This is a genomic window from Ferruginibacter sp. SUN106 (assembly GCF_050611765.1).
GTDB lineage: Bacteria > Bacteroidota > Bacteroidia > Chitinophagales > Chitinophagaceae > Ferruginibacter.
The window spans coordinates 400,578-414,952 of sequence record NZ_JBODJC010000002.1; the positions used below are offsets into that span (position 1 = coordinate 400,578).

12 protein-coding genes are annotated in these 14,375 nt (G+C 37.5%); 3 read left to right on the forward strand and 9 right to left on the reverse strand.

The genetic code is table 11. The features are described from left to right. Position 1: 1 nt before the first annotated feature. Positions 2-1,387, reverse strand: a complete 1,386-nt coding sequence (locus tag ACQ334_RS07700) for a M20/M25/M40 family metallo-hydrolase (RefSeq protein WP_430987605.1) — start codon at positions 1,385-1,387, stop codon at positions 2-4. Between the two features lie 213 nt (positions 1,388-1,600). Between ACQ334_RS07700 and bshA the strand changes: the two genes are divergently transcribed. Further along, on the forward strand, positions 1,601-2,719 hold the full coding sequence (gene bshA, locus ACQ334_RS07705; protein ID WP_430987606.1) for an N-acetyl-alpha-D-glucosaminyl L-malate synthase BshA: 1,119 nt from the start codon (positions 1,601-1,603) through the stop codon (positions 2,717-2,719). Between the two features lie 2 nt (positions 2,720-2,721). Here bshA and ACQ334_RS07710 read toward each other — a convergent pair whose 3' ends face one another. The 6 genes from ACQ334_RS07710 to porV form a co-directional block, all read right to left on the reverse strand. Continuing rightward, positions 2,722-4,044 (reverse strand): murein hydrolase activator EnvC family protein, encoded by a 1,323-nt coding sequence (locus tag ACQ334_RS07710; protein ID WP_430987607.1) that lies wholly within the window; start codon positions 4,042-4,044, stop codon positions 2,722-2,724. A gap of 93 nt (positions 4,045-4,137) precedes the next feature. Next, on the reverse strand, positions 4,138-4,965 hold the full coding sequence (locus ACQ334_RS07715) for a DUF4292 domain-containing protein (protein WP_430987608.1): 828 nt from the start codon (positions 4,963-4,965) through the stop codon (positions 4,138-4,140). Positions 4,966-4,994: 29 nt separating this feature from the next. Continuing rightward, a complete protein-coding gene (gene dut, locus ACQ334_RS07720; protein ID WP_430987609.1) occupies positions 4,995-5,438 on the reverse strand; it encodes a dUTP diphosphatase in 444 nt (147 codons plus the stop codon). Between the two features lie 55 nt (positions 5,439-5,493). After that, positions 5,494-7,587, reverse strand: a complete 2,094-nt coding sequence (locus ACQ334_RS07725) for a T9SS type B sorting domain-containing protein (RefSeq protein WP_430987610.1) — start codon at positions 7,585-7,587, stop codon at positions 5,494-5,496. A gap of 17 nt (positions 7,588-7,604) precedes the next feature. Further along, complete coding sequence (ispF, locus tag ACQ334_RS07730) at positions 7,605-8,087, reverse strand: 2-C-methyl-D-erythritol 2,4-cyclodiphosphate synthase (protein WP_430987611.1); 483 nt, start codon at positions 8,085-8,087, stop codon at positions 7,605-7,607. 99 nt (positions 8,088-8,186) lie between these two features. Beyond that, on the reverse strand, positions 8,187-9,335 hold the full coding sequence (porV, locus tag ACQ334_RS07735; RefSeq protein ID WP_430987612.1) for a type IX secretion system outer membrane channel protein PorV: 1,149 nt from the start codon (positions 9,333-9,335) through the stop codon (positions 8,187-8,189). Positions 9,336-10,078: 743 nt separating this feature from the next. On the opposite strand from porV, the gene ACQ334_RS07740 reads away from it, so the two are divergent. Together ACQ334_RS07740 and ACQ334_RS07745 are read left to right on the forward strand one after the other, a co-directional pair. Continuing rightward, the gene (locus ACQ334_RS07740; RefSeq protein WP_430987613.1) at positions 10,079-11,659 is read left to right on the forward strand and encodes an SUMF1/EgtB/PvdO family nonheme iron enzyme; all 1,581 of its coding nucleotides are present in this window, start codon (positions 10,079-10,081) and stop codon (positions 11,657-11,659) included. A gap of 86 nt (positions 11,660-11,745) precedes the next feature. Then, entirely contained in the window at positions 11,746-13,044 is a 1,299-nt protein-coding gene (locus tag ACQ334_RS07745; RefSeq protein WP_430987614.1) for a UDP-N-acetylmuramoyl-tripeptide--D-alanyl-D-alanine ligase, read from the forward strand. Between the two features lie 24 nt (positions 13,045-13,068). Here ACQ334_RS07745 and ACQ334_RS07750 read toward each other — a convergent pair whose 3' ends face one another. Then, positions 13,069-13,533 (reverse strand): hypothetical protein, encoded by a 465-nt coding sequence (locus ACQ334_RS07750; RefSeq protein WP_430987615.1) that lies wholly within the window; start codon positions 13,531-13,533, stop codon positions 13,069-13,071. 195 nt (positions 13,534-13,728) lie between these two features. Continuing rightward, positions 13,729-14,361, reverse strand: a complete 633-nt coding sequence (locus ACQ334_RS07755; protein WP_430987616.1) for a hypothetical protein — start codon at positions 14,359-14,361, stop codon at positions 13,729-13,731. Positions 14,362-14,375: the final 14 nt, after the last annotated feature.

The following is a 14,375-nucleotide window of genomic DNA, read 5'->3' on the forward strand; positions in this document are numbered from 1 at the left end:
ATTATAATCCGTATTTATCGACCAAATACACCATTGCCGCCATTACTGCAGCACCCAGGTGTAATTCCTGTGCATTTACATTTTCAAATACATCAATGGCAGAATGATGAAAATTAAAATACCGTTGTGCTGTAGTACTTAAACCAAACTGGGCCGTTTTAAATTTAGTTTGTAATGGCCCTATATCAGATCCGCCACCGCCACCTTCACTAAAAGAAAATTTATCGGCATCATAAGGTTCAAAATATTTTTTCCAGGGTTCTACTTTTGCAAATTGGGCTTTTGTCATACCACACCCAAAACCACGGGGATATTCAGATCCGCCATCGCTTTCCATTGCCATGATATGATTTTCATTTTTTGTTTTTGCAAGTTCTGCATATTTATCTCCTCCTCTGCCGCCATTTTCTTCATTGGCAAATAACACAATTCTTATAGTGCGTTTGGGCTTATATCCAATGGCATTGAATGCTCTTAAAATCTCAATGCTTTGTACCATCCCTGCCCCGTCATCATTGGCACCTTCGGCAGGATCCCAGCTATCCATATGCCCCCCAATGGTAATTATTTCATCAGGAAATTCAGTTCCTTTTATCTCGCCAACAACATTGTGCCCGATAGTATCGGCAAGCATAACACAGTTGGTCCTTATATAAAACTGATCATTTTTATAATTGCCTTTAAGATATTTACTCAGTTCATCTGCACCTTTTGTACTAATAGCAACTGCAGGAATTTTTGGAAAAGAATCATTGTAACGTAATGCACCTGTATGCGGATTATCATCCGTAGCCGCAGTAACAGAACGAACAATAACAGCCAGGGCGCCATATTTTGCAGCTGCAGAAGCTCCGCCGCTTCTATATCTAACAGCATCGCCATAAGCACCTCTTAAATAGGTTTTATTAAAAGGATAATTATAGAATACTATATTACCCTTTACTTCATTTTTTCTTTGCTCCAGTTCTGCAAAATTTTTCACTTCAATTACTTTAGCCGTTACTCCGGCATTACCGGTACCCACTGCATTGCCAATAGACAGCACATTAAACGACGGATCCATTCCTCTTTTATGCGTTTTGAAACCAGCTTCTTCTTTTTTGCCCCTTACCCAATGCGGCACCATGCATTCCTGTAAATAAACATTTTGTGCGCCCGCATCTTTTAAAGCCTGCTGCCCCCATGCTTCTCCTTTGTACATGCCTGCGCTGCCGCTAAGCCTTTGGCCTACAGATTTGCATAAAGTATATAAATTGGAATATGCCTTACCATTAAGCAGAATATCATCTGATATCCTTTTGATCAGTACCGAATCATCATTTTGAGAAAAGCAGGTAAAAAAGCTGCATAGCAATACAGCTGAGAAAAACAATTTCTTTTTATACATAAGTTGAGTTGTGCAACAAACTTAACGATTTATTGGCAATACGTAAAGTGTGATAATCATGCTGGCGGATCAATTTTCCTGACTGTCGTCATCGCTAATATATCCGATTTCGAAAACGTTCATTACATGAGTGGAATGAATGCTGAAAAATAATATGCTAAATTGCAGCCTGCTGTTTAAAACCATTGCAAAAATTATTAAAGCTTCTTTTATATGAATATTGGAATTGTTTGCTATCCTACATTTGGCGGTAGTGGGGTATTGGCTACAGAATTGGGTAAGGCACTTGCCGACAAAGGGCACAATATTCATTTTATTACTTACCAGCAACCGGTAAGATTAAGTGGTTTTCATGCCAATATTTTTTATCATGAAGTGAGGGTGCCTACTTATCCATTATTTGATTACCCGCCTTACGAAACGGCTTTAGCCAGCACTATGGTGGATGTGATCATGAATAATAATGTGGAATTATTGCATGTACATTATGCTATACCGCATGCGGCAGCAGCTTATATGGCTAAGCAGATTTTAGCCAAGCAGGGAAAAAGAATTCCTGTAATTACCACTTTGCATGGCACTGATATTACATTAGTAGGACGTGATAAAACATACAGCCCCGTGGTAACTTTTTCTATGAATGAAAGTGATATACTTACTGCTGTATCACAAAATTTAAAAGAAGAAACCTATAAGAATTTTGTAATTGAAAAAGAAATTGAAGTGATTCACAACTTTGTTGATGTAAAACGCTTTAATAAAAAACCGGTGGATGCTTTCAGAAAAATTGTAGCGCCTAACGGAGAAAAAATAATTGTGCATGCCAGTAATTTCAGAAAGGTAAAACGTGTGGATGATGTGGTAAAAGTGTTTATGAAAATTGTGGAAACGATGCCGGCTAAATTATTGTTACTGGGCGATGGCCCCGAAAGACCTTATGTAGAAAGCATTTGCAGGGACTGTGTGATAAGTGATAAAATTAAATTTTTAGGCAAGCAGGAACAAATGGAAGACATTTTGCCTATTGCCGATTTATTTTTATTAACCAGTGAATACGAGAGTTTTGGTTTGGCTGCTTTAGAAGCTATGGCTGCTGAAGTACCTGTGATATCTACTAACGCCGGAGGCTTACCCGAAATTAATATCAACGGTTATTGTGGCTACATGAGTAATGTGGGTGATATAGATGATATGGCAAAAAATGCTTTAGCTATTCTTAAAGATGATACTACATTGCAACAATTTAAAACCAATGCCCTGGAGCAGGCCAAAAAATTTGATATTGAAAATATTGTACCTGTTTACGAAGCTTTGTACAAAAGGGTGATATAACTTTAACGGTGGCGCAGCCATCTTTCAGGATCCTGGTTAGCTTTTTCATCGCTGATATAAAAATCAATGGCACCAATACCATCTAAATTTTCAGCAACCCTTCCTATTACCTGCCCTGTTGTAACCACCTGGCCACGCTGTACCGATACATTGGTTAGATTGCTATAGGTACTGAAATATTTACCATGCTGAATAATTACCACCTGCATATCATCAATATTGGCAACGGTGGTAACAGTACCATTAAATACCGATTTTACTGAACTTCCAATATCCGCCGCAACAGTTACCCCTGTTTTTACCAAAACAGTACCACTTACCAATGTGTTTGGCCCATAATGCATCAGTGTATACCCTTTATCTACAGGCCATGGTAAAGCGCCCCTGTTATTGATAAACTCGGTATTTATCGTCTTATTCTCTGCATTTAATAAAACACTTTCCGGTGCTGCCTTTTTAGGATCGGCCTTTTTAGTAATTATAGTTGGCTTTGTTGGGCTGGTAGTGGGGTTAGTATTCGTATTGGCTTTTGCATTGGCTTTTGCTACTGCATCATCCTTAATTTTGTCTTCTGCCGCTTTTTTTGCCGCCAGTTTTTTAGCATCGTTGATAGCCCTGGCAATTGCAGCGGTAATAGCATTATCTACTTTTTTTAATTGATTCCTTGTTGCTGCCAACTGATTATTTAACTGCTTGCCCTGTTTTTTCAATTCGCTTAACACCCTGTCTTTTTCCCGCTGTTGTATTTCCAGTGCACTCATCTCTTTATCCTTATCCTGTAATACCATGCTTTTCTTTTGCTTGGTACCGCTTAATTCCTCAATTCTTTTTTTACGCAGTTCCTGGGTACGTAAAATATTTTCTCCCTGCATCTCCCTGTAATTACGATAGCTCTTTAAATAAGTAACTCTTTTTATGGCATCATTAAAACTTGAAGCAGAAAAAACGAAGTTTATAAAATCATAATTACTCCTGTTTTTATAAGCATATATCATACTTTTTGCATACTCCTGTTTTAGTGTATCCAGTAACTTATCATAGCGGTTAATATCTCTTTGGGTAGTAACCATATTATCATCCAGCAGGTTAATATCCCTGTTAATATTGTCTATTATCCGCTCCTGTATATTTACTTTATCGTTAACCAGTTTCCAGTTCAAAAAACTTTCTTTTGATTTGGCTTTATTCTCTTCCACCATTCTTTGGGTCTGTTCCAGTTCTTTTTTCAGTTGCGCTCTTTGCTTTTCCAACTCTTCACGGGTTTGCTGTGCCATAGCCATGGTGCTAAAGCATACTAAAAAAACTGTGCAGATTATTTTTACCATTAGCCGAATTTGGGAGTTTATCAAAAATACAATTGAAACAGGAATTATGTAGCGGGTTAAAAACCCACACCTGTGTATAATTAAAAATAACGCTTACTTCCGTTTAAAATTTTTGGGAATACTGAAAGAAACAGATAATTCTTTGTTAAACTCATATTGTTTATAATTCATCCTGATGTCCAGTTTGTTTTTTTCCGATACAGTTATTTCCCTGTACGTTGAAAAATCTATACCATTCTTATTCTCAAAATCGTCATAAGTTATATCGGCAGTTCTGTTACGGTTTACATCCACATCATCCAGCTTGCTATGTAACAATAAATTATTATCGTCTGACAGTGTGAGGAGGTTTTTAAAAAACTGGCCGATAGTAGATACCAGTATTTTAGAATCTACTTTTTTATAAGACACAACGTTACTGTCAAGAAAGATGGGGTTCCCGATTAAAATATCCTGGATGGTTTTATAATCAAAAGGTATTTCTGTTACATCCTGCAGGTAATCCAATGAGCGGTATTGTACTTCTTTGTCTCTTTTATTCATCAGGATAACACTGTCTTTAGTGATCAGCATCCTGTATACTTCAAAATTTAAAATAGTAGCAGATAATGATACCCAGATGGCGCTATCTTTTATAATTCTAACCACAGCAGTAATGTCAGGCTGTTTACCTTTACTATCTTCATACTCTACTTTTATTTTTGCATTAAAGGTTTTGTAATCAATATAATGGCTTTGCAATTTTGCCATAGTAGCCTGTATCATTTTTAAAGAATCCGCAGCAGATGTATTCTCGGGAATTATATTTACCACACTGTCTTTTGGCGCAATGGCCTTACTGATATGTTTAGTGGTCCGGCAACTCTCTGTTGATAGCGTGATGGCGAGTACCGCAGAAAAAATAATAATTAAGTGCTTCATTACTGTTTTACGTTTTTTGAGGGTAATTGTTACTTAACGCCTGTATGGCCAAAACCGCCAGTGCCTCTTACCGTGTCATTCAATTGCTGTACCAAAAACAATTCAGCTCTTTCTGTTTTAGCAATAACCATTTGCGCAATACGGTCTCCTGTATTAATTTCCTGTACAGTATCACTAAGATTTATCAGTATCACTTTTACTTCTCCCCTGTAATCACTATCAATTGTACCGGGAGTATTTAAACAGGTGATGCCTTGTTTAATTGCCAATCCACTTCTCGGCCTTATCTGTGCCTCATAGCCTGCCGGCAATTCAATAAATAGGCCGGTAGGTACAAGTGAACGTTCTAATGGTTGTAGTGTAACAGTGCTTTCTAAACTGGCTCTTATGTCCATACCGGCCGAACCATCCGTTGCATAAGAAGGCAGCGGATTATCAGAATGGTTGATAATGTTAACAGAAACTATTTGCATGAGCGCAAAGGTACTAATGTAGAAAGATAAAAAAACGTTGTTTTTATGAGGCTTGTTAACGGACTATTAAAACTGTACCCCTGAGCCACTTGGTGTATCCTTTGCCATTAATATAAATAACAGACCATGGATATGCACCTGGTAACATAGGCTTGCCTTTGTATTTGCCATCCCATTTATCTGCAATATTATTGGTGCTGAAGATTACCTGGCCATACCTGTTGTAAATTTTCATGGAATAATCATGAACGATCATGCTACCCAGTACCTTGAAGTAATCATTAATGCCATCGTTGTTGGGCGTAAATGCATTGGGTATAAAAATATCGCAATCGCCGGCTATAACCATCATGCTATCCGATCCAATGCAACCACTTTCTGTTACTGTAACATAATAATTGCCTGGTTTATTGATGGTAATGGAAGGAGTAGTTTCACCGGTATTCCATAAGTATTGACTAGCTGTGCTGATTGCCTTTAAAACAAGCTGGTTGTTTAAGCATATTGAAGTATCCCGCCCTGCATTTACAGTAGGCTTAGGCTTGGTAGATACGGTTATACTATCCCTGATCTTACACCCGTTTTGCTCCACTTCAAGCCAATATATTCCATTAGCTGATGTGGTAATTTTATTACTGAGTGCACCGGTGTTCCATAAATAATGTACACCAAAAATATCTTCAATACCAAGTTGTAAAGAAAGCTGATCACAACTTGCCGTATCCTTCCCAAGAAAATCTGCAGCCCCGGCAATCCATATACGCCTGGTGATGGTATCATTCTGCCCCGAACAATCCACTTTGTAAACAATCAATCGTACATCATAAAATCCGGGATTCAGATAATGATTTACTGGTTGCAGTACCTGCGATTTTTGCCCGTCTCCAAAATCCCATTTCACTGAGTCGATACCATTTACCCTGTTGATCTTAAAACTGATGTCTTTATCTAAACAATTACCCAGTCTTGCAAAATCATATGGATTAGAAATAGTATCAAAATAGCTTTGGATAAATGTAGGAAGTCCAAACTGTACCGGTTCTAATGCAACAGGGCCAATATAAATTTTGTTGTAGTTGAAATTACATCCGGTACCATATACATCTGGGTTATCAATCACTGACACCGAAGTGTCTTTCCACATTGCCATGTAGATCTTTTGGTCTGGCCCGGTTTGCAATGCACCCGCAAACCACGCTGTTTTGTTGGCAATGGTTTGTTTGGTAGATGTTATTGTAGCTGCATTGCTGGAGCTGATATCAAATTGGTACAACAAACAGGGTTCTGCAGATGAAGAATTGGAAGATACATAGAGTAACTTGCCATTAGGAGAAAACTCTGCCCCATACACTCCTGTATAAGATAACTGGCGGGGGTTACTTGTATTGGGATAAAAAACTACCGGATTAGAAATAATACCTGTGGTGTTGTCAAAGTCCATCAATTCTACTGCATCATTTTCAAAAGAATGTACAGCAGCCAGTTTATTACCCTTACTTGAAAATTTTAGTGTGCCTATTTCATTTCTCTCATCCCCGTTTATTACAAGGCCGGTATGGCTTACTACCGGGCTTCCGCTAAGCCCTGCTGCGCTCAACAGGTAAGAATGATACTCATCAGTACCCCATTTATGAATAACCACCCATACATCTCTGTTATTACAATGCTTTACAGCTGCTATTTTTTCAAAAATGGTATCTTCAATAATGGTATTCTTAACTACCGCTTCCCCTAATCCGCCATCACCGTTCATGTTAACTATATTATAGAGAAACTGGTGTGTTTCCTGCATTGCAGCACCGGTTGTAAAAACGTAGTAAATACTATCATTACCCGGCTGAGGAACAATAACACAATTATTAGTACTGCTCTGGTGCCCGGCTAATCCATCTCCGTTCTTCATTTTTAACTGTTGCCTGTTGAACAGCATCAAACCATTAGTATAAAAAAGCAATTGCCCGTTATTATCTGACATGCAGGCAGTGCCTTCAAAAGATTTGGCTGCGCCATCTGTTATAAATGGCTTTGGTGGATTCTGATTAAAATCCAATCCTGCCCTGGAACCAAAATACCAGTAATTAGCCTGCTTTTGCGCTAAAGCAGGAGCAATAGCAAGCAGGAAACAGTATGTAAAAAGGAGTCTTCTCAAAATGAACATTTCTTTAATCAGGACTCTTTGCAGAGTAATATTGTTGCATAAGCCATTAAACCTTCTTCCCTGCCTACAAAGCCCATCTTTTCGGTGGTGGTGGCTTTAACAGAAACATCATCGGTGGTTACCTGCAAAATTGAAGCCATAACCTGCTGCATTGCTGCCACATAAGGCTTTATTTTAGGTTCCTGTAAACATAGTGTAGTATCTACATTTACTATCTTATATCCTTTGCTTTGTATCAGTGCAAAGCATTTTGCTAATAATATCTTACTATCAATATTTTTAAAAGAAGCGTCGGTATCAGGAAAATGAACGCCAATATCACCAAGTGATAAAGCACCCAGCATAGCATCGCAAACTGCGTGTAATAAAACATCTGCATCACTATGCCCGAGGGCCCCTTTTGTATGCGGTATTTTTACACCTCCTATCCAAAGATCTCTGCCTGGTACCAACTGATGAAAATCTATCCCCGAACCTATTCTGTAGCTCATTAAAATATTTTGTTACACAAATATCTGCAATTTGGGTGGTACTAAAAACTAAAAAAGCGTTCCTTAGTGAGGAACGCTTTTAAATATGATGTGTGGCAATTATTTTGCAGCATCAAAATCAAATACTAAACCAAAACGGTAAGTGTTTGATAATGGGTTACGGCTTGTACCGCTACCTGATGGGAACAAGTAAGCAAAGTTTAATCCAAATACATTGTATTTTAAACCAGCACCTACTGAGAAGAATTTCCTGTTTCCTTTAGAAGGATTTTCGTAGAAATAACCAGCCCTGAAAGCAAATTGGTTATTGTACCAGTATTCAATACCAAGAGCAGCATTTACTTCCTGAATTTCTTCAGAAATACCACCTGGAGCATCTCCTAAAGAACTAACCCAGCTGCTAACTACACCTTTGTTATGATATTTAACGATTCCGGCAGAGTCACCAATAGCTGGAGGAGTAGGTACCAATAATTTATGAAGGTCTAAAGCAAAAGTGATTTTGTTGTCTTCGTCAAATACTTTTGTATAGGCACCACCAATACCTAAATTGGCTGGTATAAAATCTTTTTGAGTAGCATCATTAGTATAAGAAATTTTAGCACCAAGATTACTTAAGGTAGCACCCCAGTTAAATCCTTCGCCATTTTCTTTTGCACCATGATGGAAGTAGTGAATATCACCTGCTACAGAGTTACCTGCTTTGTAAGTAGGACCGCTGCTTCCAACCTGGCCTTTAGCAAGGTTAGAGTTGATGTAACGTAAAGCCACACCTAAGCTTGATTTAGAAGATAATTTTCTTGTGTAACCTGCATCAAATGCAAATTCACGAGGACGGTAAGTTTGCAGATCATTACCATTACCATCAGTAAACTGTATGCTACCAAGGCTGAAATATCTTAAAGAAGCAGTGATAGCTTCCTGATCGCTGATTTTGTAGAACCCAGACAAAGAAGCCAGGTATACATCATTTACAGCTAAGTCTCTTAACCATGGAACATAGTTAATGGCAAGACCATATTTGCTGGTATTAAATGGAGTTTTTGCTAAGTTAGAGAAAGATGCATTGGCATCCGGTGCTGTTGCAATACCGGCATCACCCATACCGCCGCTACGGGCATCTGGTGTAATACGTAAAAATGGAACGGCAGATGTTACGACGTTGATTTTGCTCTGGGCATTAGCTACAGTGAATGCTCCTCCCAGTAAAACAACTAAAGTAGTTAGTTTTAATGTTACTCTTTTCATGCGTTTTGTTTTGTCTTGGTTAGGTAGAACTTACCTCAATAAGCGTTTAGTTTAATGGTTGTTGTATTGTAAAAATAGTAGTTTTCTTGAAACGAACAACTAAATTATAAAATCTTGTTAAAAAAAACTGAAAAAATCAGCGCTTCAAAGATAATGACTTTTCATTAATGCAACAAAGCCACAGGTTTTGATGTATGATTTGCTATATTTTTATCAGGGCGAATACCTTTATAGTATTCTTTTCCACTAGCAAACGGTATATGTAACTGATTATTGTTTTGGAATTAATTAAAAGTTTCATTTACAATTTTACTCTTAATCAGCTTCCTTAAATCAAACTTCAGAACTCTAATTTCGGGAAATTAATTTAATTAACCGCAGTATTTTACAAATATCCTTTTATTATTTGCAAAACCGGCACATTTAAATTATCCTTATTATTAACTGGTAACCAGACAGCAGGTTTTGCTTATTTGTTGCATCAACAATTTATTTTCTGGTAAAACATATCAACATCCTTAAACATATTCGTAAACTTTATAACTCCACAATAAATTTTCAAAAAAAATGTTCTATAACTTACAATTCGTCATTAAATAATTTACATTTCGTCATTAAATAGTTTAAAAAAACAGTACGGCAGAACCGTATGTCAGCTAAAGTATTTATATTCGCAGCCAGTACACCCCATATACAATAAAAAAGAAAACCTTTCGTTAACCAATTTGATAAACGAACGAATCATGTTAAAACTATTGTCAAGTAAAACTCTCTTCATTCTTGTTGCCGCAGCATTTTCTTTAAGTGCGTGTAAAAACGGCGGTTTATTTAAAAAGAAAAGCGCCAAGTCATCTGCCACTGGTTGGAACTATGATGATAAGAACATGGGTAATTTCCATGTGGCAAAAGTAAAATATCCAAAAGCCGGACCAGGCCTGGTATTTGTTCAGGGCGGCTCGTTCGTAATGGGTGCCAAGGACGAAGATGTGATGGGAGACTGGAATAATGTACCACGCCGTGTTACAGTTCCTTCTTTCTTTATAGATGAAACCGAAGTGGCTAACGTTCACTACAGGGAATACCTGTACTGGCTTGAAAATACATTTTCAGGTGATACCAATATTATGAGGAAAGCGCTTCCGGATACACTGGTATGGCGTGAAGAGCTGGCTTATAATGAGCCTTATGTTGAATATTATTTCAGGTACCCGTCTTATAACTATTATCCTGTGGTTGGTGTAAGCTGGCAGCAGGCGCATGATTTTTGTGTTTGGAGAACAGACAGGGTAAATGAATTGAACCTTATACAAAAAGGCTATTTAAAGAAAGATGCCGCTAAGAAAGAAATGAAAGGTGGTGCTGAAAATGCCTTTAATACAGAAACTTACTTAATGGCTCCTGATATGATCCAGGGCAGAAGTAAACCTAAAAAATCTGATCTTAAAGATGTAAACAACAAACCAAGAGGCATTGTACGTATGGATGATGGTATTTTAAACATGGGATACCGCCTGCCAACCGAAGCTGAATGGGAATATGCTGCTTATGGTATTTTTGCACAGAACCCTTCTCCACGTAAAAAAGAGGGTAAAAATGGTGAAGAATTATTGAGCAATCAACAAATATATTCATGGAGTAATAATCCTAATGGTTTACGTGATAACCGCCGTGGTAGCTGGCAAGGTAAGTTCTTAGCTAACTTTAAACGTGGTAGTGGTGATAACATGGGTGTTGCCGGTGGTTTGAATGACAGGGCTGCTATTACAGGCCCGGTAAAATCTTTTTACCCTAATGCCTTTGGTTTATACAACATGAGTGGTAACGTTAGTGAGTGGGTTGGTGATGTGTACAGGCCATTAACGCCTGAAGATGGACAGGATTTCAACTATTTCCGTGGTAATAAATTCCAGAAATATTACAAAAACGGTTCTGGTGAATACGAAAAAGACAGTGTAGGAACTACACAGGTTAACCGTTTGAAAAAAGTTGATATCTCTGATGACGATGTAAAAGGACGTAGCAACTACCAGAAAAATAATGTGATCAACTACCTTGATGGTGATTCTTCAAGTGGTGTATATTATGGTTATGGTGTTTCTTCTTTAATAAACGATCAGTCAAGGGTAATTAAAGGTGGTAGCTGGAATGACAGACCATACTGGTTATCTCCGGGAGCCCGCCGCTTTATGCAGGAAGACCAGGCATCTAGTACTGTTGGTTTCCGTTGTGCTCAAACTTATCTTGGTCCACCGGAAGGCCCTGGATTTAAAGATGGTAACATTTTTGGCAGCCGTAAGCAAAACTCAAGAAAAAAGAAAAAATAGTTTTTTATAAATAACTACAAACCTCCTGAAAAAATCAGGAGGTTTTTTATTTTATTAATTACCAACATCTATAGTATTTTTGAAAAATGCAAATAGAAAATCTTTACAAGATATTTTTACAACACCCATCGGTACAAACTGATACGAGGAAATTAAAAGACGGCGATCTTTATTTTGCTTTAAAAGGCCCCCATTTTAATGGCAATACTTTTGCGCAAAAAGCATTGGATACCGGTGCCGCATATGCTGTTGTTGACGAGGATACCGGCCTTAGCGATGAAAGGATAATTAAGGTGGAGGATGTTTTAACCACCATGCAGTTATTAGCAAAACACCACCGTCAGCAATTTAATACCATGCCTGGCGGCAGGCAGGTTCCGTTTATTGCTGTTACGGGAAGTAATGGTAAAACCACTACCAAAGAATTATTACACGAAGTATTAAATACTACCTACAAAACTTATACAACAGAAGGCAATCTTAATAATCATATCGGCATACCATTAACCATTTTAAAAATAAAAGCAGATGCTGAAATGGCATTAATTGAAATGGGTGCCAATCATCAAAAAGAAATTGAAAGCTATTGCACATTTACTTTGCCCACACATGGCTTAATTACTAATTGTGGCAAAGCCCATTTAGAGGGCTTTGGCGGAGAGGAAGGTGTAAGAAAAGGTAAAGGTGAATTATTTGACTATTTAAGAGCTAATAATGGCACCGCTTTTATCATGAACGATTACGTGTACCTGCAGGAAATGAGTAAAGGAATTGCTACGGTTAAAACTTATGGTACCACTGCCGCTGAAATTACAGGTGTGGTAAAAAACAGCACTGGTTTTCTGGAAGTTGTCATAACAGGCGGCGCTTCAATCGATACTATAAAGACACAATTAGTTGGCGAATATAATTTGCCTAATGTACTGGCTGCTGTAGCAGTAGGAAAGTATTTTAAAGTGGCTGATGATAATATTAAATCAGCACTCGAAAACTACACGCCATCCAATAGCCGCTCTCAATTAATAGAGAAGGATGGCAATAAAATTATATTAGATGCTTACAATGCCAATCCTACCAGTATGAAAGCCGCAATAGAAAATTTTGCAAAGATGGAAGGCAATGAAAAAGTTTTATTGCTTGGAGGAATGATGGAATTAGGAAATGAAAGCTTGCCAGAACATCAATCAATAATTAATGTGATCGATAATTATAAGTGGAAGGCCGTGGTTTTAGTGGGTGGAGATTATCATAAATTAAAACATGCTTACATTAATTTTTCAAACTCACTGGAAGCTAAGGAATGGTTTAATCAACAGCATTTTAAACACACTCAATTTTTAATAAAGGGCAGCAGAAGTATGCAGATGGAAAAGGTATTAGAATAATCTTTTCCACCTGCAGCATTTCTACTAAAAAGTATATCTGATACCTAGCCCGCCCCAGCTTCCGGTAAAACCTCTGCCTGTACCAAATTCAAAAGAAGGCTGCCAATCGATAGAAAGATTTAGAGGCGCATTATTTATTTTGTAATCAAGGCCTAATACGCCGTCTACACCGGCAAAGCTGCCACCACCGTATTTAGTATTATAAAAGCCCAGATGTGCTCCCGGCCCGATATACCATTTTAAACCCGGTGCATCGTTGATGTCAAAATGCAGTTCGTACAACCCTGTAATACGGGTACCATGGCTCCAGAAATATCCAATACCTTCTAAAGCGGCTTTGTCGTTTACAAAATGTTTAAGGGTGATACCGGCACCATCAAGTACTTTTACCCCCAATGCTGTTTTATAGGTTCTTCCCATACTTTGTGCATTTGCAGAGGAGATAGAAAACAGCGCTATAATAGCAGCCAAAATAATTTGTTTTTTCATAATGCTTGTGTTTGTTGTTTAGTTAAAAAATGCCACAACAGTTGTGGTGTTTTGAAGGGTTAATTTTGTTGTAATTAATTTTCAAAACCCTTTGGCAAGAACTGTACCAATTTTTTTAAACAGGTTAATATTGCTTTGAAAATTACTTAAACGCCAAAGCACTTGCATAATTAAAAAATACGTTGCTAAAAAAAATTACTGTTTTAACAGTACACTTTTCTTTACCATATTTGCTACAATCATTTTTCCATACTCATGTGCCAATGATTCGGATGATGCCGGATCAAAAGACTGTGTTTGTACTGAGTATAAAAGTTCTTTTGTAGTGAGATCGTAAAAATTACTTTCCCAGAAATATTTAGTAGTGGGTGCATAATAACCGGGACTATAAATCCGATCATATAACGTAGTATAGTAGCCCCAGAATCTATTATACCTGCTTGCATAAGGCGTAAACATCATACCACCTGCTTTGTAAAAATTTTCTTTTTCTTTATTTAGCAATACAATTGTTACTACGGCATCTACATTGCTATTTTTTAATTTTTCCACCACAGCATTTTCGTCGAGGTTGTTAAATGCCTTTGGGCCATACACTTCGTAGGCAGAAACTGCGTTATAACCCAACTCCTTTAAATCCCCGATCATATGTTGTTCCATTTTTTCTCTTAGTGTTCTATCAGATTCCTTGATAAGACCCACCACCATTACTTTATTAAATTTTTTATTTGTTGCATCCGGCGCTTTCCAGGATGAAGTAATTTTTGAACTGGAACAACCCAACATTACAATAGCCAATATGAATGTGCCAATATGATTTGTTTTCATGACATCAAATTTTA